17 protein-coding genes are annotated in these 20,340 nt (G+C 35.0%); 7 read left to right on the top strand and 10 right to left on the bottom strand.

Annotated features, from left to right (window positions below):
- Nucleotides 1–830: 830 nt before the first annotated feature.
- From WKT13_RS10415 to WKT13_RS10405, 3 genes are read left to right on the top strand one after another with little or no spacing between them, the layout of a single operon-like run.
- Nucleotides 831–1,943, top strand: a complete 1,113-nt coding sequence (locus WKT13_RS10415) for a phosphatidylinositol-4-phosphate 5-kinase (protein WP_340323822.1) — start codon at nucleotides 831–833, stop codon at nucleotides 1,941–1,943.
- A gap of 24 nt (nucleotides 1,944–1,967) precedes the next feature.
- The gene (locus WKT13_RS10410) at nucleotides 1,968–4,016 is read left to right on the top strand and encodes an alpha amylase C-terminal domain-containing protein (RefSeq protein ID WP_340323821.1); all 2,049 of its coding nucleotides are present in this window, start codon (nucleotides 1,968–1,970) and stop codon (nucleotides 4,014–4,016) included.
- Between the two features lie 6 nt (nucleotides 4,017–4,022).
- Entirely contained in the window at nucleotides 4,023–5,150 is a 1,128-nt protein-coding gene (locus WKT13_RS10405) for a DUF6057 family protein (protein WP_340323820.1), read from the top strand.
- Here the strand turns inward: WKT13_RS10405 and WKT13_RS10400 are convergent.
- Genes WKT13_RS10400 through WKT13_RS10375 form a run of 6 tightly spaced genes read right to left on the bottom strand, consistent with a single transcriptional unit; the run spans nucleotide 5,140 to nucleotide 9,763 of the window.
- Nucleotides 5,140–5,607, bottom strand: a complete 468-nt coding sequence (locus WKT13_RS10400) for a hypothetical protein (protein WP_298617945.1) — start codon at nucleotides 5,605–5,607, stop codon at nucleotides 5,140–5,142. The two genes, WKT13_RS10405 and WKT13_RS10400, sit on opposite strands and share 11 nt — an antisense overlap.
- A 36-nt stretch (nucleotides 5,608–5,643) precedes the next feature.
- Nucleotides 5,644–7,137: an ATP-binding cassette domain-containing protein gene (locus tag WKT13_RS10395; RefSeq protein ID WP_298617947.1), complete on the bottom strand. Its 1,494-nt coding sequence runs from the start codon at nucleotides 7,135–7,137 to the stop codon at nucleotides 5,644–5,646.
- Entirely contained in the window at nucleotides 7,122–7,685 is a 564-nt protein-coding gene (ruvC, locus tag WKT13_RS10390) for a crossover junction endodeoxyribonuclease RuvC (RefSeq protein WP_298617950.1), read from the bottom strand. Before ruvC ends, WKT13_RS10395 begins: the two co-directional genes overlap by 16 nt.
- Before the next feature lie 3 nt (nucleotides 7,686–7,688).
- Nucleotides 7,689–8,333 carry an MBL fold metallo-hydrolase gene (locus WKT13_RS10385; protein WP_340323819.1) on the bottom strand — a complete coding sequence of 215 codons (645 nt, stop codon included), beginning with the start codon at nucleotides 8,331–8,333 and terminating at the stop codon, nucleotides 7,689–7,691.
- The gene (gene rsmG / locus WKT13_RS10380; protein ID WP_340323818.1) at nucleotides 8,330–8,950 is read right to left on the bottom strand and encodes a 16S rRNA (guanine(527)-N(7))-methyltransferase RsmG; all 621 of its coding nucleotides are present in this window, start codon (nucleotides 8,948–8,950) and stop codon (nucleotides 8,330–8,332) included. Before rsmG ends, WKT13_RS10385 begins: the two co-directional genes overlap by 4 nt.
- Before the next feature lie 12 nt (nucleotides 8,951–8,962).
- The gene (locus tag WKT13_RS10375; RefSeq protein WP_340323817.1) at nucleotides 8,963–9,763 is read right to left on the bottom strand and encodes an RsiV family protein; all 801 of its coding nucleotides are present in this window, start codon (nucleotides 9,761–9,763) and stop codon (nucleotides 8,963–8,965) included.
- 288 nt (nucleotides 9,764–10,051) lie between these two features.
- On the opposite strand from WKT13_RS10375, the gene panB reads away from it, so the two are divergent.
- From panB to WKT13_RS10360, 3 genes are read left to right on the top strand one after another with little or no spacing between them, the layout of a single operon-like run.
- Nucleotides 10,052–10,873, top strand: a complete 822-nt coding sequence (panB, locus tag WKT13_RS10370) for a 3-methyl-2-oxobutanoate hydroxymethyltransferase (protein WP_340323816.1) — start codon at nucleotides 10,052–10,054, stop codon at nucleotides 10,871–10,873.
- An 8-nt stretch (nucleotides 10,874–10,881) separates the two neighbouring features.
- Nucleotides 10,882–12,003 carry an MFS transporter gene (locus tag WKT13_RS10365; RefSeq protein WP_340323815.1) on the top strand — a complete coding sequence of 374 codons (1,122 nt, stop codon included), beginning with the start codon at nucleotides 10,882–10,884 and terminating at the stop codon, nucleotides 12,001–12,003.
- Nucleotides 12,004–12,062: 59 nt separating this feature from the next.
- Nucleotides 12,063–12,392: a cupin domain-containing protein gene (locus tag WKT13_RS10360; RefSeq protein WP_298620890.1), complete on the top strand. Its 330-nt coding sequence runs from the start codon at nucleotides 12,063–12,065 to the stop codon at nucleotides 12,390–12,392.
- Nucleotides 12,393–13,800: 1,408 nt separating this feature from the next.
- Here WKT13_RS10360 and WKT13_RS10355 read toward each other — a convergent pair.
- The 4 genes from WKT13_RS10355 to hemW form a co-directional block, all read right to left on the bottom strand.
- Nucleotides 13,801–15,573, bottom strand: a complete 1,773-nt coding sequence (locus tag WKT13_RS10355) for an ABC-F family ATP-binding cassette domain-containing protein (RefSeq protein ID WP_340323814.1) — start codon at nucleotides 15,571–15,573, stop codon at nucleotides 13,801–13,803.
- 13 nt (nucleotides 15,574–15,586) lie between these two features.
- Nucleotides 15,587–16,204, bottom strand: a complete 618-nt coding sequence (yihA, locus tag WKT13_RS10350) for a ribosome biogenesis GTP-binding protein YihA/YsxC (RefSeq protein WP_340323813.1) — start codon at nucleotides 16,202–16,204, stop codon at nucleotides 15,587–15,589.
- 166 nt (nucleotides 16,205–16,370) lie between these two features.
- Complete coding sequence (locus WKT13_RS10345) at nucleotides 16,371–16,724, bottom strand: hypothetical protein (protein WP_340323812.1); 354 nt, start codon at nucleotides 16,722–16,724, stop codon at nucleotides 16,371–16,373.
- A gap of 6 nt (nucleotides 16,725–16,730) precedes the next feature.
- Nucleotides 16,731–17,867, bottom strand: a complete 1,137-nt coding sequence (gene hemW, locus WKT13_RS10340; RefSeq protein WP_340323811.1) for a radical SAM family heme chaperone HemW — start codon at nucleotides 17,865–17,867, stop codon at nucleotides 16,731–16,733.
- 202 nt (nucleotides 17,868–18,069) lie between these two features.
- Between hemW and WKT13_RS10335 the strand changes: the two genes are divergently transcribed.
- Entirely contained in the window at nucleotides 18,070–20,232 is a 2,163-nt protein-coding gene (locus WKT13_RS10335) for an elongation factor G (protein WP_298620880.1), read from the top strand.
- The last annotated feature ends 108 nt before the right edge of the window (nucleotides 20,233–20,340 follow it).

Raw genomic sequence — 20,340 nt, 5'->3', positions numbered from 1 at the left:
TAATTCTATAAGATACCAATAGATCAAATATGTTATTCTGCAAATAACATATTTGATCTATTACATTTTCTGTGTTTGTGATCTGGATGCTACAACAGGAGATAACGTAATCTTGTTCTTGCAAATTCATGACTTTTATAAAACTTACATTAAATCAACAAACATGCGTATTGCATAAAATTTCAATAGTCACATGAGATCTGTATATTTTACAGCAAAAATCTCCGCATTACGACTATTTGTCATCTCCCCACAACACTTTATGGTAAATAAATAGATTAAATAATTTTATATATTCATTTGATTGTCAATAGTTTATAACTACTGTTATTATTATATATCCAACCTTTACAAGAAAGGCCACATTGCATCACAATAAAGGCTGTTTTACGTGATAAAAAGGTCTTTATGAGCAAGCAAAAAAGTATATTTCATATCATGAAACAGCTTCTTTTGGAAATACAAAAATACGGTTTCGACATATTATAAAAAACAAGTAATCATATTAGGTTAACTTTATGATCTCTGTTAATCCTTATTTTTTATAAAATTACGTTGATATTTTATTCGTCTTTGAAATGAATAAATATACAATGAAGTCATAATGGCTAAATCGAGATGATTAAATCTGACATAGATAATCCTTTATAGTCTTGCATATCTAGTAAAATGTTATATTGGGAATATATAAATACAATAATTCTATTATTGCAATGAATGCCATAAACTGGTAAATATCTAATACTTATTTTTTCAAAAAAAACTAAATTATTTTTGAGATATCGTGTAATTTTCATACTTTTGGCATAAACATATCAAAAATCAGAAAAGTGAAGACTCGTTTATTATCCATATTTTTATTTTTCATACCATCTGTCATTTCAGCCCAAAAAATAACATTAGGTTCATGTGTTACACGTGATAACGGATTATATAAAGGCGAGATGCAGTCCGGCAAGCCTAACGGTAAAGGAATAACCACATTCAAAAACGGAGATACGTACGAAGGAGAGTATGTAAAAGGTAAACGCCAAGGAAAAGGAATATATTCTTTCTCTGATGGTGAGAAATATGAAGGAGAATGGTTTCAGGATCAGCAGCATGGTTACGGAACCTACTATTTCATGAATAATAACAAATACGTAGGCCTATGGTTTCGCGATTATCAACAAGGATATGGTGTTATGTATTACTATAACGGCGACAAATATGAAGGAAACTGGCAAAAAGACAAACGTCAAGGTAAAGGTAAATACACTTTCGCCGGTGGAGCATATTATGAAGGCGAATGGAAGGATGACCAGAAAAACGGAAAAGGATTTTTCGATTGGGGTGATGGCACTACGTACGACGGAATGTGGATAAACAACCAACGTTCAGGCAAAGGAACCAACAGATATGCCGACGGTGATGTTTATATTGGAGAATGGCTTAATGACATACAAAATGGAAAAGGTATATACAAATTCCAAAATGGAGATGTGTATGAAGGCGATTACGTGCAGGGCGAAAGAACCGGAACCGGAATATTCAAATATGTAAATGGGGACAAATATACAGGAATGTTTAAAGAAGGTGATAAAGATGGCCAAGGCACATACGTATGGCAGAATGGCGATTCATATACCGGACAATGGCAAAACGACATGCAAAATGGCAAGGGGAAACTTGTAAAGAAAAATGGTGACATCTTTGAAGGAACATTCAAAAATGGAAAAGTTGACGGAGAAATAATAATCCATTATGCAGACGGCAGCCGTTTTAAGGGAATATACAAGAATGGTATGCGAAACGGTAATGCTATAGAGGAAAACAAGGATGGCATCCGTTTTGAGGGTTCGTATGTGGATGATCTTCGCGATGGAAAATTTATAGAAAAGGACCGTAATGGCAATATAATCAAACAAGGTTATTACGAATCTGGTTTAAGATATGAGGACTAACATTAAATAGTTAAATTTATCACCATGGCAGCAAAAACTAAAAAAACAACAGGTTCTGCAAACAATAAACAGCTTGCACTAATAAAAAATGATCCTTATTTGAAGGATTATGAGAATGCCATTCGTGGAAGACACGAACATGCTCTATGGAAACTTTCAGCATTGACCAACAATGGGAAGCAGACATTAACGGATTTCGCAAATGGACATAAATATTATGGACTACATAAACTATCACGGGGGTGGGTCTTCCGTGAGTGGGCTCCTAATGCCACAAAATTATATCTTGTAGGTGACTTCAACAATTGGCAGGAAACGGAAAGATATGAGGCAAAACGTCTTGATGCTTACGGAAACTGGGAGTTGAAACTGAGTGAGAAAGCTATAAAGCATGGAGACCTCTACAAGATGCATGTATATTGGAATGGTGGTTGTGGCGAACGAATCCCAGCATGGTGTCAGAGAGTCGTACAGGATAATAATACTAAAATCTTTTCCGCTCAAGTATGGAATCCTGAGGAACCATATAAATGGAAAAAAACGAAATTCAAACCGAATACGTCTCCTTTATTGATCTACGAATGCCATATCGGCATGTCGCAGGATGCTGAAAAAGTTGGAACATACAACGAATTCAGAGTCGATGTCCTGCCTCGCATCATAAAAGACGGATATAACTGTATCCAAATCATGGCCATACAGGAACATCCTTATTATGGATCATTCGGATATCACGTCAGTAGCTTCTTTGCCGCATCAAGCCGTTTTGGAACTCCAGAAGAGTTGAAAATGCTAATAGACACAGCCCACCAGAACGGAATTGCTGTAATTATGGATATAGTACACAGCCATGCAGTAAAGAACGAATGTGAAGGACTAGGTAATCTAGCCGGTGATCCTAATCAATATTTTTATCCCGGCGATCGGCATGAACATCCGGCATGGGACAGTCTTTGCTTTGACTATGGAAAGGACGAAGTTATTCACTTCCTGTTATCAAACTGCAAATATTGGCTTGAAGAATTTCATTTTGACGGATTTAGATTTGATGGTGTAACTTCAATGCTTTATTATAGTCATGGATTAGGAGAAGCATTTTGCGGATATGGGGATTATTTCAATGGGCATGAGGACGATAATGCAATATGCTATCTTACATTGGCTAATATTCTCATACATCAGGTTAATCCGAATGCCATTACAATAGCAGAAGAAGTCAGTGGTATGCCAGGGCTTGCTGCAAAATTCACCGATGGTGGTTACGGTTTTGATTATCGCATGGCAATGAACATACCAGATTATTGGATAAAAACAATAAAGGAATTGCCAGATGAGGCATGGAAGCCTAGTTCCATATTCTGGGAGACAACCAACAGACGTCGTGATGAAAAAACGATCAGTTACTGTGAAAGCCATGACCAAGCCTTAGTTGGAGATAAAACTATAATATTTCGTCTGATAGATGCCGACATGTATTGGCATTTTAAAAAAGGTGATGAAACTGGAACTGTAAATCGTGGAATAGCCTTACATAAGATGATACGCCTTGTTACGGCTTCAACCATAAATGGTGGTTATTTGAATTTCATGGGTAATGAGTTCGGACACCCAGAATGGATTGATTTTCCACGTGAAGGAAATGGATGGAGCTATAGATACGCACGAAGGCAATGGAATCTTGTAGATAATAATGAGCTTGACTATCATTACCTTGGAGATTTTGATCGTCAGATGATAAAAGTGCTGAAAAGTATAAAGAGTATACAGAAGACCCCGGTTACAGAGATTTGGCATAACGATGGTGACCAGATTTTAGCATATATGCGAGGAGATTTGATTTTTGTATTTAACTTCAATCCTACACGTTCATTTACAGATTATGGATTCCTTGTTCCCACCGGTTCTTACGATGTCGTATTGAATACAGACTCTAAGGAATTTGGAGGAAATGGTTTTGCCGATGATACAATTTCTCATCTGACTAACTATGATGAAGCATATGTAAACGAACGCAAAGAATGGCTGAAACTATACATTCCTGCGCGCTCGGCTGTTGTACTAAAGAAGAATTGACAAAATATGGATAAGAGGTACTCTCAGACATATATATTATGTAATATCGTATTTGTATTGTTTTGTTTCTGTTATCTGTATTTTTACCAGTCAGATATCCTATCACTAATGCAATATACGTATTCAAATGGCCATACACACTACAACCATTTATGGGGAGCTATTTTAATAGCTCTCCTTATTTTATCAATTAACTTTATTATTTCCAAAATATGGAAACAACATTTAATATTTCCAGCATGGACATTCTTTCCCTCAGCAATACTTTTAACTTTTATTACAGGAGGACAACTGACTGAAGAACTTAACATATCATTTAGTTTCATAGCAATTATATCCATAGTTGTAATAGTTCTTTATGTTTTGTTTTCAAGATTAATCCTGAAAACGGATAAGAAAAATAACCAGATTATACTGAATCATTCATTCATAAATATTTTATGGATAAATCTATTAGGTATTACCGTGTTGTTATTATATATATGTACGTTTAGCAATAATAATAAACTTGTTCATGCAAGAGCACATATGTTACAGTGTATTTACGAAAAAAAGTATAATGATGCGCTTTCTTCTGTTCGTAAGGTGAATATAACAGACACACACCTCACTGCACTTACCATATATACATTATCAAAACAGAATGTTTTAGCAGAAAAATTATTTGAATATCCTTTAAAAGGAGGATCTGCGGCATTATTGCCGGACTATATAATAATGAAAAAAATAAATCTTAATGAAATATATCATCATTTAGGTTTAGATGTTCCACATAATCATATTTCTAATAATATAGAATATATTAAGCACAATTGTCGAATGAATAAACAAATTGCAGATTATATTTTATGCGGCTATCTTATGGACAAAAATTTGGATGCTTTTGTTGAGGATATAACAAGATACTATGATATCAATGACTTATTACCCAAACACTATCGTGAAGCACTTACATTATATGTTCATTCACACACAGACCCTAAAGTAATATTTAAAAACAGTATTATGGATGCTGATTTTCAAGATTACCAGAAAATGGAACGCGAAATTCTCGATAATACAGAACGGAAAAATAAACTCTGCGAAACTTATGGAAATACATATTGGTATTATTACCAATATGCTATTTCCTAACAGCCTCCAATGCTTTTGTCCAATCTGTATCCAATGAGAATTGTGTTATATATTTATCATTATCAACATAAGCATATACAAGTTCTTTATCCGTATCATTAAACAATGTATTTTGTATGGTCGCGTTCTTGAATTTTGCCATAATAATATCACGGTCTTTCTTTTTCTTTTCATTGCCTAGGCGCTTTAGATATAAATTTACAAAATCTATCATAGCATTAGCTTGAACACCTAATTCATACTCTGTAAAAGTATCCTCGGTTGCAGCCTTTCCCATTAGATAATACAATGCATCGTTTTTGAAACATGCTATTTTTCTTGTTTCAAGATCTTTTGTCACATCATTCATCAATGCTTCAGCATTGGCTTTTAGTTTTTTTACTTCATTAAATATATCCTGTGATGATACATTCAATGTCATAAAACACGCGAATACAAGTAATAATAATTTTTTCATAATAGATAATTATTGTATTTAAATACTTAATTGTTTTTATGCTTTTATTATCTCAAATTCTCTATCAATACATTTGGGCAACTCATCTTTGTAATGAGTTACAATTATTAATGTTTTATTTTTACGTTTACAAAATGTATCTATAATACTATTTACAAGTGTTTTATTATGATGGTCCAACCCATGTAGAGGTTCGTCCAATATTATCAGGTCTGGATCTTTTACAAAAGCGCGTGCTAACAGTACCAAGCGCTGTTCTCCGCTTGAAAGATTTAAGAATGTACGTTCTGCCAGCGATTCTATGCCAAACATATTCATCCAAAAATGACAAACGTTGGAACTCTCTTCTGACATTCGTACATTTTGTCCATTAGAGTTACTAAAACCACTATGAACAATATCTATTGCCGGTATATTATGTTTAAATGCTCTATGCATCTCAGGTGAAACATATCCTATATGTTTTTTTATCTCCCAGATACTTTCTCCAGTGCCTCTTTGTTTATCAAATAATGTGACATCACAAGCATAACTTTGAGGATTGTCTGCACAAACTATACTCAATAATGTTGATTTACCACTTCCATTTCTTCCTGTAACAGCCCAATGTTCACCATTTTTTACACACCAATTTATTTTATTTAAAATTATATTTTGTCCGTAGTTAATTGAAACATCGTGCATACGTATTGCATACTCATAAGAATGAGAGTTTCCATTATCACTATATGGTAAACAAAGAATCTTCTGCATTTTGGATTTTTCCAAAGGAATTTCTTCCGATCTTTCTTTACGATGAGTTCTTATATAATCATTTACTGTTTGTTTATTTTTTACATTCATATCACAAACCTCAACAACATGTGTCACAAATTTTGGAATCTCCTTTTCATCATTGAGAACTAATATTAGTTGTACTGTCTGAACTTTACATAGTGTCTCCAAAAGCGCTTTTAACATCTCACGTGTTTGTGAATCTAAACCTATAAACGGATTATCTATAATAAGAACACGCGGTTGGGTAAATATTGATAATGCTAAAATCAGCCTACGAAGTTCACCGCTTGATAATGAAATGATTCTCTTCTCTATGATTGTGTCAATGGATAACATATCATATAATTTTCTATATGTATCATCACTCACAAGCTTTTTCTCAAAGTTTCCCAACTCCGTTTTCAACTTATCCGCTACTGTAACTGATGAATTCCCGATTTCGCCTTGATTCCATCGTTGTTGCATATAATAGTTGCGGTCTGTATCTGTACCGTACGAATCTTTGAATCTTATATATTTGATATTGTCGGATGCATACTCTTTTTTACTTGGTGAAAAATCATATTGCAAGCTATTATCTGATAAGAGAGGATGTCTTCCTGTAAGAATATCTATAAACATAGATTTACCACTGGCGTTATTTCCAACAATAGCCAGTTGCTCTCCATAAAGTAATTCAAAATTCACCGGAGTTTTCATACGCCATTCCGGTTTTCGGGTCACACCTTCTCTTATTTCTATGATTTTTTGCATATACGCTCCTGATTTTTTTTCACGAAATCTTTCCAACTTTTGTAGTGAACATCTGTTACAACATTACCTTTCTGCATGAAATGACAATATGCAACTCCTAAAGCATCTGTTGCATCCATGAAATGTGGCATCTGCTCATCTGTAATTTTTAATAGACGTTTCAGCATATCTGCAACTTGTTCTTTTGACGCTTGCCCTTGACCAGTTATAGCCATCTTTATTTTCAGTGGAGCATATTCATAAATAGGAAGTTTGTTATGTATTGCAGCTGCTATAGCTACTCCTTGAGAGCGGCCTAATTTAAGCATGGATTGTACATTCTTACCAAAAAAAGGAGCTTCAATAGCCATCTCATCTGGAAAATATTTACATATTACATCCGTCACTTGTTCAAATATGTAACCTAAACGCAAATACGGATCTTTCATTTTACGCATGTCCCAGGCTCCCATGTTTTCAAGTTTTGCTTTATTACCATTAACACGCAACAAGCCATATCCCATTATGTTAGTGCCGGGATCAATACCTAATATAAGTTTTTCTTTCACCTTTTATCTTTCCATATAAGGATTGTGTGCCAACTCTTCACCTATTGTTGTTTTATCACCGTGACCAGGTAATATCACTGTTTCATCGGGTAATTGTGCAAGCATCCGGAGACTTTGTATTATCTGCATCATATTCCCTCCTGCAAAATCTGTTCGTCCTATAGAATGCCTAAATAAAGTGTCACCAGTAAACGCTATTTCCTCTTTTGCGCAATAAAATGTAACAGACCCTGGTGAATGACCGGGTGTTTCTATTACCATCATTTCGTGTTCTCCAAAACGAATAATTTCATTTCGTTTCAAAAAATGATCAGGAAGTGGCGACTTGTAATCAATTCGTATCTGGCATAATGCTTCTGCCTGTTTATCAATACTGGCAATAAGACTTTCATCTGCACAAGACACTTCTGGAGTTAGGCCGAATTCATCATATACTGTATTATTTCCAATATTATGATCAAAGTGACCGTGGGTTGCAAGCAGATGCACAGGCTTCAATCCATTTCCTTTAATATATTCTATTATAGCTTTACGTTCCGGATCATAAAATGCGCCACAATCAATAATGACACATTCTTTAGTATCATCACTCACAACATAGCAGTTCTCCTGTAACATATTGCATACAAAACATTCTGTCTTTATCATATTGGTACGTAAATTATATATTTATTCCTAAACCATTCATCACTAAATATTTTACCAATATCTGTCTTCTGAACAATGTGTCTGTAATTGTGAATTTCAGAATCTATATTTCCACCTTTTAGACATAGCACTCCATTAGGCAATGCATTTCTCTGTTTACCGGATATATTTTTCTTTACAATTTTCATCAAATCCGGTAATGGCATCACAGCACGACTGACAACAAAATCATACTTTCCTTTCTCTTCTTCTCCAGATATTTGGGCCGCCTCTACATTTCTTAATCCAAGAGAAACAGCCACTTCGTTCACAACTTTAATCTTTTTACCAGTTCTGTCTATCAACTTGAACTGACAATTTGGAAACATTATCGCAAGTGGAATACCAGGGAAACCACCTCCTGTTCCAAAGTCAAGAATGTTACTTCCATCAGAGAAATTTATCTCCTTAGCTATTGCTAAAGAATGTAGTACATGATGCGAATATATATTATCAATATCCTTACGGGATATTACATTTATTTTACTGTTCCACTCAGAATATAAAGGTTTCAATTTTTCCAAGCGTATACGCTGTTCGTCAGTAATATGTGGAAAATATTCAAGAATCTCATTCATAATGAAAAATGATTATTTAATGTCTGGCTTTTTCAAATCATTTAAATCCGAATTATTTATTTTAATCCTTATTTCACCTTCCTCATGCGGTGCTATTTCATCTTCGCAATATATAAAAGTTATATTATCTCTTCCAATAATAAAATTATCCGGAATATATATATATCCATCTGCAAATATATATTTTTTCTTCAAGCCCTCAACATCATCAACGTCATACTTCTCAAATAATTTATTTAATATGATGTCTTTTAACATTTTCTCATAACCATGCATTAAAATATCATTTAACGTAATAAGTCGTCCATTCTCTGCATCAAAATTCCGGGCCAATGTCTGTTTCGTATCATATAATCCTCCCCCATAAGATGATATATTTGCAAGATAAGTAATTATGTTTTCTTTCTCAGACAAGATACTAGTATTTAATGAGTATCTGTTGTTGTAAAGTTCTGGATGAGATTTGTCATTTTTATATATCTTTCTGTAAAAATCAACATAATCAGCAAGATACCGCACAACAAACGAATCCACAGACTCACGTATTCCATCTCCATTGGAATATTCCATATAATCAGGCAGCATTATTCCATTTCTCAGAAAAGCCGTGTTAAGCATATTCGCACCTTTACCTTTAACATACTTTACACTCAAATGAACTGAACATATTGGAGTATTTAATTCATCAGTAAGTTTTACAGATGAATCAGCCACAATACTATCGGTATTTATATCTCTCCTTTCAAGAGCATTTTCCTGATGACAAGAGAATAATAACGTCACAATAAAAGTTCCTGCTATTATTTTTTTCATACCTTATATCATATTACAATAGTTGACCTTAATAATAAAATTAGTATGAAACGTCCCAAACGACCGCTTCAAAAATTTATTTTATATTGAGATTACGTATAAAATCCGTGCTATAAGCACATAATTATATAACACAATATTTTGCAAAGATACGAATAATAAATCAAACCGGTGCTGACATTTTTATATTTAATTCATACCAAACATAGATCATTCATATAATGATATTTTTGTTTTGCCAGTTTGGCTATTTATTGTAATTTTGCATGCCAATTAAAAAATTCAGATATGTCAGAATATTTAAGTACAAACAAAAGGAAGATTACTGCTCCGACTTTTATTAAGATGAAGCAAGCTGGAGAAAAAATAGCGATGCTTACAGCTTATGATTACAATACAGCTGCAATAATAGATGAAGCCGGAGTTGATTGTATACTGATAGGTGATTCTGCATCGAACGTTATGGCAGGAAATGAAAATACAATACCAATCACAGTAGACCAGATGATTTATCATGCACGTGCGGTTGTCCGTGCTGCACAACGTGCACTAATCCTCTGCGACATGCCTTTCGGTAGTTATCAAATTTCAAGAGAAGATGGTGTACGCAATGCCATAAAAATAATGAAAGAAAGTGGGGTAGACGCAGTAAAACTTGAAGGAGGTATTGAAATCATCGAAACTGTAAAAGCTATTATTGATGCCGGAATTCCCGTATGTGGACATCTTGGTCTCACACCACAAAGTGTACATAAGTTCGGTGGTTATGGACTTCGGGCTAAAGAACAGGCGGAAGCAGAAAAGCTTATTGCTGATGCTGAAGCACTCGATAAAGCCGGATGTTTTGCAATTGTTCTTGAAAAAGTACCTGCTGAACTTGCTGCAAAAATAACCCAAAAGGTAAATTGTGCGACAATAGGTATTGGTGCAGGCAATGGTACAGACGGCCAGGTACTTGTTTATGCGGACATGCTCGGCATGAATAAAGGTTTCAAACCAAAATTTCTCCGTCAGTATGCCGATTTACACAGTATAATGACAGATGCTATTGGTAATTATGTCGGTGACGTGAAATCATCATCTTTCCCTAATGAATCCGAGAGCTACTGATTCAAAAAATGGACTCGCAGAACACACCTTTGCATAAGAACTTGTGGCATAGGGATTTTATTGCCCTAATTATTGCCGAACTAATGATTACAACGTCCGTATATATGCAGATTCCTCTGTTTCTGCAAAGATATATAGACACAACATGGCTCATACACAAGGAATTAGGTATCGCTGTCGGCCTATTTGGAATTGGTCTATTTGCAATAGGACCTTTCACCAACTGGCTGATACAACATTACAGACGAAACAAAGTCTATATACTCTCTACCGTCGGAATGTTACTTGTTCTGCTCTTCATATCCATGCTTGATTATGAAAGCCGTACAACCGACTCTACATTTAATATATTACTTTACATATCGTGCTTTCTGTTTGGATGTTTTTACAGTTTGTCAAAAAGAACACTTACAGGTGTGCTTATGATAGACAAATGTGAATCTTATAATCGTACAGATGCAAACGTCGCAGCGTCTTGGATCTCGCGTTTTTCTTTATCTGCAGGACCGGCCATAGCAGTTGTTGCCATGACCATGACCAATAGTGTTGATACTGACATAATTGCAAACTCGTGCATAATATTTGCAATTATATTGGTATGTATGGTTCGATTTCCGTTCAAGACACCTGATGATAATGTAAATATTATCTCCACAGATAGATTCTTTTATTCACACGGAATAAAATATTTTCTTGCACTTGCCGTGATATATATTATCATCGGATTGATAATAAGCCTTGAACGTTCCGTAATGTTCTACGGTATGTTGCTAGGCGGCTTCGTCGTAGCGATGATCACCGGCCATTATTTTGTAAGAAGTACAAAGAAGATTTCCGTCATTATTGGATTAATTTTCATGGTTGTTACCTTTTTATCCATAGCTTTATATAAAAGCAATCCATACGCGGAATATATGGTACCTCTGTTTTTGGGATGTTCAACCGGATACATTGGTTCTTACATGTTACACAAATATATAAATGCCAGTATACATTGTGAACGTAGTACAGCTATAAGTTCATATTTCCTTGCCTGCGAGGGTGGGCTGGCTGGTGGAATATGTATAAGTTATATGTTTTTCGACAATCCATATATAACTCAGATGCATGATCTTCTACAATCGCTCTAATATACCACAACACGAAGCAATAAAAACAACTGATAAATAATTACCAAACAACATTAGATATGATTATAGATTTTAATGAAATTGAGAAGAATCTCCTTGATGGATTCAAAGGGGGCAAAGGGGAACTGGTAATGCAAAGCCATACTGACAGCAATTGCAAAATCATGCATCACACACTTAAAGCTGGTGCTTCCATAGGTATGCATTGCCACAATGATAGTTGCGAAATTATTTATATGATTAAAGGTACAGCCAAAGCTACTTATGATGGTAATATAGAGATTGTAAACGAAGGAAAAGTACACTATTGTCCTAAAGGACATACTCATTGCCTTGAGAACACAAATAACTTTGATATAGAATATCTAGCTATCGTTCCACAATTCTAGAAATTCATTAATTATAATATATCCCCGGTTGCATAAAATATTTATATTTACCATGCAACCGGCTATTATTCTCCATCCAGTCCATATTTACATAATAGTACATGTTCAAAGAAGAGGTTTGGTTGAATAAAAATATGCGATTCCATCGGAAAATAATCCATTAGAGTCCGCATACAACAACAAAAATTATATGATTTCATCGCAAACAATTCTTTTACAAATGTTAAGCTAAAATTACGTCCATATCAACTTAATAACTTTTCTTATTTTAGAAACACACAAGCTATAAAAGACGAAGTTTTGATCTACAGATTATACATATCATACCAGTTCATCTAACTTTACTTGGCTCTGTAGAAATTCCGTTGGAGTAGTTTCAAAAAAAGTGATATAAATCGCGTATCACCGTAGTTGTTTTCAGTATAAGCGAAGATATCGGGCAGTTACAAATTTTCAGTGTAATGCGATTTTTCCATCTGAGTTTTCTGTTATACCCCAAAAATTAAGCGAGAATTTGCAATCAGACTTTCCTTCAGATGCAAATGCGCGAGAAATAATGACATCACACAAGAAGTTGTATATCAACAACTTATATTTAGAGGTGATTTTCCAATTACACGAAATACACCGTTTGGGCAAGTGATATGGCCCGTTTCAGAGGCTAAAACGTACAATATCACACCATGATACGGGCGTAATCAGACCCTAAAACGGGTAGAAACGGAATGTGATGTGGATTATCGGGGATTGCACAACAGGATATATACGATAAAGCTATAAAGACAGAACAGGCTTTTCTAATGGTGTATTAAACATTTCCTTACATCTATTTTGCAATTTTATTTTGTCAAAATAAAGTCAAGAAAATCTGTAAGTAAGGCGGTTAAGTTTTCTTGAGAAACACTGACATGACTGCCAAGATAACACTCCAAAAACATGCATCATTCTTGCGCTTTGGATTTATCGGTTGATGCAACGTGGATTTATTATCACGCGTAGGATGTGCAGCTGCTGTTCATACAGTTCACTTTGTCCGGACGTTTTCTTCATTCCATGGAACTTCATATATAAAACCTATCCTCACTTAATTTCTACAGCTCCTCATTGCGTATATCAAGAACCTCCATTTCATGCTGTTTATAAAACTTTACGGTACCATGAAACAGACCAGGCAACCTCATTTATAGCCCATTTCATCGTATATAAGAAAGACTTGTTACACAACGAATCATCTGATTTACATCATCTTAAACAAAAAACATTAAAGTGATATTTTGATTAAATATTATATATAATAGTGCTGCATCTAAAACTGATAATTAACGAATATATAAGCCTTATAGGCAGATACATTATATATGTTTTTCATCGGCACTATTATGCCGATGAAATTTTTATATTTATTGTATCAGGCAAGTTCCGACAACTCTAACCATCTCATACTTTTTTCGTCAAGTTCGTCTTTTAACACCGGAAGACGCTTACTCTTTTCTGTAAGTTCATCTATAGAAAGATTTCCACTGCACAGCGCTTCTTCTATGTTTTTCTGCTCATCCTCTAATGCAGCAATATCTTTCTCCAATTGTTCAAACTCACATTTTTCTTTGTAAGTTTTTTTTCTGAGTCCCGTATTATTCGGAACTCTTCTTTCCTTTTTCTCTGAGGATTGACTCTTAGACTTCTCTTCTTTAGGTCTCAGAGAGTTCCATTCACGATATTGCGTATAATTTCCAGGGAAATCTTTTATCACTCCATTGCCCTGAAAAACAAGAAGATGATCTACTATCTTATCCATGAAGTATCTGTCATGACTAACTATAATGACACATCCTGGGAAGTCTTGCAAATATTCCTCAAGTACTTGCAGTGTTGGAATATCCAAATCATTTGTAGGTTCATCAAGTACCAGAAAATTGGGATTGTGCATTAGTACAGTACACAAATAGAGTTTGCGGCGTTCCCCGCCACTCAATTTGTACACGTAGTCATATTGTTGCTCGGGAGTAAAAAGAAAATGTTGCAACAACTGTGATGCTGTTATATGTTTGCCTCCTCCATAGTCGATATAATCGGCTATTTCTGAGATGACGTCAATTACCCTCTGATCCTCATTGAATTTAAGTCCATCCTGCGAGAAATATCCGAATCGTACAGTGTCACCAATATCAAACTTTCCACTGTCAGGTTGTATTATACCTAAAAGCAGTTTTATAAATGTCGATTTTCCACTACCATTGTTACCAATGATACCCATCTTTTCAAAACGACTGAAGTTATAGTAAAAGTCCTTAAGTATAACTTTTTCGTCTGACCAAGCTTTTGACACATATTGGCATTCAAATATTTTGGAACCGATATAAACATTTCGCGACTTCAGACGCATCTGTCTTTCCTCAATACGTTGCTTTGCTTTTGCCTCAAGTTCATAGAAGGCATCTTCCCTGAAACGCGCCTTATGACCTCGTGCTTGTGGCATCCGGCGCATCCATTCAAGTTCACGCCGATAAAGATTGTTCGCCCTTGCTATTTCAGCCATGGCAGTATCGATACGCTCTTGACGTTTTTCTATATAATATTCGTAATTACCACGATAGGTATAAATGGTTTTGTTATCTAATTCTAATATTATATTACAGACCTTGTCAAGAAAGTAACGGTCATGAGTAACCATAAACAAAGTCTTATTGCCTCGTGAAAGATAACCTTCAAGCCACACAATCATTTCAAGATCAAGATGGTTGGTCGGCTCGTCAAGTATAAGTAAGTCAGGCTCAGTAATCAGAACATTAGCCAATGTAATACGTTTTTGCTGGCCACCGCTTAGTTCACCCATCGGCTGATTGAGATCTTTTATTTTCAGCTGAGTAAGTATCTGTTTGGCACGCAACACCTTCTCTGCTTCACCGTGATGATTAAAACAAGCATCGAGTACAGATTCTTTAGGATCAAAAAACGGATTCTGTTCCAGTATTCCTACCTTAAGATCACGTTTGAATATGATATTTCCAGAATCATAACCTTCTTTTCCTGAAAGTATCGATAACAAAGTACTTTTACCAGTACCATTTTTCGCTATCAATCCAACGTGCTGCCCTTCTGAAATAGAAAATGAAATATTCTCAAAAAGAACATGTGCACCAAATGATTTGGAAAGATTTTGCACATCTATATATGGAACCATTTTACACTTTAAATTATACTTTGGAAGAATCTTCCGTTAGAGACTTGTTTATACCTTCAATATAATTAAGTATTTCATCACGTCCAATTCTTTTTTCTGAACTTGTAATGAAATAGGGTGGAAGTTCTTCCCAACTATCTTTGAGCTTGTTCATCCAAGCCTCGGCACTTTGTTTGGCTTTTGATGGTGTCAGTTTATCGGCTTTTGTAAAAACAACAGCAAAAGGCACACTACTTTGCCCCAGCCAGTTTATAAAATCCACATCAATTGCCATTGGTGCATGACGAATGTCTACAAGTACAAAAGTATTGACAAGCTGTTCACGTTGTAGAATGTACGAAGATATCATGTTCTGAAGTTTCTGTTGTACGGTCTTAGAACGTTTGGCAAATCCATACCCTGGCAGATCCACAAGATACCATTCTTTGTTTATTATGAAATGATTTATTAATAATGTCTTTCCCGGTGTAGAGGATGTCTTTGCAAGCCCTTTATGATTACATAACATATTTATCAGACTTGACTTACCGACATTTGATCTGCCAATAAAGGCATACTCGGCTTTTACGTCTTTGGGACATTGATTTACACTCGGCGCAGAGATTACAAATTCAGAACTTTTTATTTCCATTTATTTTTGTCAATATTATTGTTGTAACTGCAAATAAGAAAATATGCGTTATACGATATTAGCATATGAACAAGCTTCTGCATTTATATACATTTTGTTGAATAGAGATTTATTTACAAAAGCTGTGGCTGTAGTCTAAAACGCATAGCAAAGATAGCCAATTATTTTATAAATCTTTACTATTTCTTTCTTTTAATAATTTATCTCTTAATTGCAACTTTATTTTCTTCTCAATTTCCAATGGAGTATTACTACCGGAACTAAGTACCTTTATCCATACGCATAATACAAAACAAATAATAACGACAACTGCTCCAGCAAACCATTTCAGAAGTTCCTGCTCAATAAATTTACAATAGTCCATAAAAACTATACCAGCAACAACCGGAATGGCATAAAGCAAATAATCTGCTCCAGACATAGACTTGTAGCTATCTCTTGCTTTAATGTATTCACTGTTGGAATTCAGGATTTTTTCACGATTCTCTTCCCAATATTTCTCAAATTCCAGACTTTCCATATATCATCAAACTATCATTAAGTCACTCATTATCAAATCGCTTATATATATTCCTTCACGCGTAAGCTTTAAGTGATTATTTATTATTTCAACATTCTTTTCTTCTATATGTTTTGCTGATTGTTGCACAATATATTTGGCATATTTACTGTCTAACAATGTCAAATCTATGCCTTCAGCCGTACGCAAAACGGTTGTGACAATGTCATTATAATGTGTATCTTCATCAATGTCTTCAAATGTAAAAGGTACTGTGTCTTGTCTTATAGATTCAATATATTTATCAATATCAGAAACATTCCATTGCCTTGTTTGTTTGTTGTATGAATGTGCAGCAGCCCCTATTCCGATGTAAGGAACATCATGCCAATAAGAACTATTATGCAGTGCACGATATCCCTTTTTGGCAAAATTGCTTATTTCGTAATGTTCGTATCCAGCATTAGACATCATATCCATAAGTTTATTATACATGCTTAAACTTAAGTTTTCATCAATTTCCCTTATTTTATTCTCCTGCAGCATTTTATAAAGTAAAGTACCTTCCTCATACATAAGACTGTATGCAGAAATGTGTTGCACACCTAGCTTTATTGCATGCGTGATATCTTTGATCCATGTATCCATAGTTTGATTCGGAAATCCAAACATAAGATCAATACTAATATTCAATATTCCATGTTTACGCAGTATATCTACAGCATTATCTACCTGACATGATTTATGCCGTCGATTTAAAAATCTTAACAGATTGTCATCAAATGTCTGAGCTCCCATACTGACCCGATTTACATGCAACATGGAAAATAAGGCAGCGAGTTCATTAGTTACATCGTCGGGGTTCACTTCTACAGTAACCTCATCTTCTGAACACTCAAAATTTTCGTGTATGGCATCGAATATTCTTTCAAAGTTTAAACTTGATAATTGCGATGGTGTGCCACCACCTATATATATAGTACGAACGATGTTGTCTGCACCATTTACAGACCCGAGGGATGACAAGTAATTCTTACGCAGAAATATTTCTTGGCAAATACTATCTACATATTCGTTCTGCATATTTAATCTCGTCGTACTATAAAAGCCACAATATGAACAACGCTTCGCGCAGAAAGGGATATGTATATACAGTCCGGCCATCTTAAACTTATTAAGTTTATCAGAATGAATATGTTCAATTCAAACATAAATTCAATGCAAAAATACTAATATGTTTTAAAACGCTGATATTTTTCAAGGATTTTCTTTTGTAGTTGTTACAAATTTATTTAACTTAGTCGGCCGTAAAGGTTTTATCCTTTATTACCTTAGACAAAAATATTAACACTTTAAATCTTTTGATATGAGAGTATATCAAACTAACGAAATCAAAAACATTGCATTACTTGGCAGTGCGGGTTCCGGCAAGACAACTCTTGCCGAGTCTATGCTTTATGGAAGCGGAATTATCAAACGCCGCGGTACTATTGAAGCAAAAAATACAGTAAGTGATTATTTCCCTGTTGAACAAGAATACGGTTATTCGGTTTTCCCGACCGTTTTTCATGTAGAATGGAATAACAAAAAACTTAATATAATTGATTGCCCTGGATCTGATGATTTTATTGGAGGCGCAATTACAGCACTTAACGTTACTGATCAGGCCGTGATTCTCATAAACGGTCAATATGGACCGGAAGTTGGAACACAAAATAACTTCAGATATACAGAAAAACTGAAAAAACCGGTTATCTTCCTAATCAACCAGCTTGATTCCGACAAATGTGATTTTGACAATATTATGTCGAACATGAAAAGTATATACGGTTCTAAGTGTGTACAGATACAATATCCTATAAGTACAGGAAATGAGTTCAATGCACTTATTGACGTATTGTTAATGAAAAAATATTCATGGAATCCTGACGGAGGAATGCCTATCATCGAAGATATTCCAGAAGAAGAAAAAGAAAAGGCGATGGAACTACATAAAATTCTCGTTGAAGCCGCTGCTGAAAATGACGAGAGTCTTATGGAGAAATTCTTTGAAGAAGAAACATTGACAGAGGATGAAATGAGAGAAGGCATACGTAAAGGCCTCGTAACCCGTTCTATATTCCCCGTTTTCTGCGTATGCGCAGGCAAAGACATGGGAGTAAGACGTTTGATGGAATTCCTTGGAAATGTAGTTCCTTTTGTTAGTGAAATGCCCAAACTCCATAACACCCGCGGTGAAGAAATCACTCCTGATACTAATGGTCCAGAATCAATATATTTCTTTAAAACTGGTGTTGAACCACATATAGGTGATGTGAGCTATTTTAAGGTGATGAGCGGTTGTGTTAAACCAGGAGATGATCTTACTAATTCAGATCGCGGCTCAAAAGAAAGAATTGGACAGATTTACGCATGTGCTGGCGCAAACCGAATTCCTGTAGAACAACTTAATGCCGGTGATATAGGCTGTACTGTGAAATTAAAAGACGTGAAAACAGGAAACACTCTTAATGGAAAAGATTGCGAATGGAAATTTGACTTTATCAGTTATCCAAATTCCAAGTATTCACGTGCAATAAAAGCTGTTAATTCGGCAGATACCGAGAAACTGATGGCGGCAATGTTAAGAATGCGTCAAGAAGATCCAACATGGGTGATAGAACAAAGCAAGGAACTAAGACAAACAATTGTCCATGGGCAAGGAGAATTCCATTTACGCACACTGAAATGGCGTTTGGAGAATAATGAAAAAATTTCAGTAAAATTTGAAGAGCCCAAAATTCCTTATAGAGAAACCATAACGAAAACAGCCCGTGCCGATTATAGACATAAAAAACAATCAGGAGGAGCTGGACAATTTGGTGAAGTACACTTAATCGTTGAACCATACGCAGAAGGAATGCCAGATCCTGTTTCATATAAGATAAATGGCCAGGAACTTAAAATAAATATAAAAGGCCGTGAGGAAATTGATCTTGAATGGGGCGGAAAACTTGTTTTCATCAATTCTGTTGTTGGAGGAGCAATAGACTCACGCTTCATGCCAGCGATTCTTAAGGGCATAATGGAAAGGATGGAACATGGACCGCTTACAGGAAGTTATGCACGCGACGTAAGAGTTATAGTATATGACGGAAAGATGCACCCTGTTGATTCAAACGAGTTATCATTCATGCTGGCTGCGCGTAATGCATTCTCACTTGCGTTTAAGGATGCCGGTCCTAAGATTTTGGAGCCGATTTATGACTTGGAAGTATATGTGCCATCTGATTACATGGGTGATGTTATGAGTGATTTGCAGAGTCGCAGAGCTCTTATAATGGGCATGGATAGTGAAGCTGGTTATCAGAAACTTCAAGCTAAAATTCCATTGAAAGAACTCAGCAGCTATTCAATATCACTAAGCAGTATAACCGGTGGCCGTGCATCTTTCAATACAAAGTTTGCTAGTTATGAGCTTGTTCCAAATGAGATGCAGCAGACTTTGATTGCAGAACATGAAAAAGAATTGGATGCAGAAAATGAATAATATGTGTACGCTATCTTCAAATAACACATGACTTAATTCATTGTAATTATCCACAAAAACTAAAATAAATCCAAGAATACATTTAATAGTATTCTTGGATTTATTATT

Origin of the sequence: Prevotella sp. HCN-7019 (genome assembly GCF_037890215.1) — a bacterium.
Classification (GTDB): domain Bacteria; phylum Bacteroidota; class Bacteroidia; order Bacteroidales; family Bacteroidaceae; genus Prevotella.
Note: the sequence above shows the minus strand (reverse complement) of the source record. Positions and strands in the feature narration are given on the sequence as shown.

Coding starts and splice junctions, on each gene's coding strand:
- WKT13_RS10335 (WP_298620880.1), top strand. CDS start 18,070: ATGAGAGTATATCAAACTAACGAAATCAAAAACATTGCATTACTTGGC.
- WKT13_RS10375 (WP_340323817.1), bottom strand. CDS start 9,763: ATGAAAAAAATAATAGCAGGAACTTTTATTGTGACGTTATTATTCTCT.
- WKT13_RS10405 (WP_340323820.1), top strand. CDS start 4,023: ATGGATAAGAGGTACTCTCAGACATATATATTATGTAATATCGTATTT.
- rsmG (WP_340323818.1), bottom strand. CDS start 8,950: ATGAATGAGATTCTTGAATATTTTCCACATATTACTGACGAACAGCGT.
- WKT13_RS10410 (WP_340323821.1), top strand. CDS start 1,968: ATGGCAGCAAAAACTAAAAAAACAACAGGTTCTGCAAACAATAAACAG.
- panB (WP_340323816.1), top strand. CDS start 10,052: ATGTCAGAATATTTAAGTACAAACAAAAGGAAGATTACTGCTCCGACT.
- WKT13_RS10360 (WP_298620890.1), top strand. CDS start 12,063: ATGATTATAGATTTTAATGAAATTGAGAAGAATCTCCTTGATGGATTC.
- WKT13_RS10355 (WP_340323814.1), bottom strand. CDS start 15,573: ATGGTTCCATATATAGATGTGCAAAATCTTTCCAAATCATTTGGTGCA.
- WKT13_RS10365 (WP_340323815.1), top strand. CDS start 10,882: ATGGACTCGCAGAACACACCTTTGCATAAGAACTTGTGGCATAGGGAT.
- hemW (WP_340323811.1), bottom strand. CDS start 17,867: ATGGCCGGACTGTATATACATATCCCTTTCTGCGCGAAGCGTTGTTCA.
- WKT13_RS10345 (WP_340323812.1), bottom strand. CDS start 16,724: ATGGAAAGTCTGGAATTTGAGAAATATTGGGAAGAGAATCGTGAAAAA.
- WKT13_RS10400 (WP_298617945.1), bottom strand. CDS start 5,607: ATGAAAAAATTATTATTACTTGTATTCGCGTGTTTTATGACATTGAAT.
- yihA (WP_340323813.1), bottom strand. CDS start 16,204: ATGGAAATAAAAAGTTCTGAATTTGTAATCTCTGCGCCGAGTGTAAAT.
- WKT13_RS10395 (WP_298617947.1), bottom strand. CDS start 7,137: ATGCAAAAAATCATAGAAATAAGAGAAGGTGTGACCCGAAAACCGGAA.
- WKT13_RS10385 (WP_340323819.1), bottom strand. CDS start 8,333: ATGATAAAGACAGAATGTTTTGTATGCAATATGTTACAGGAGAACTGC.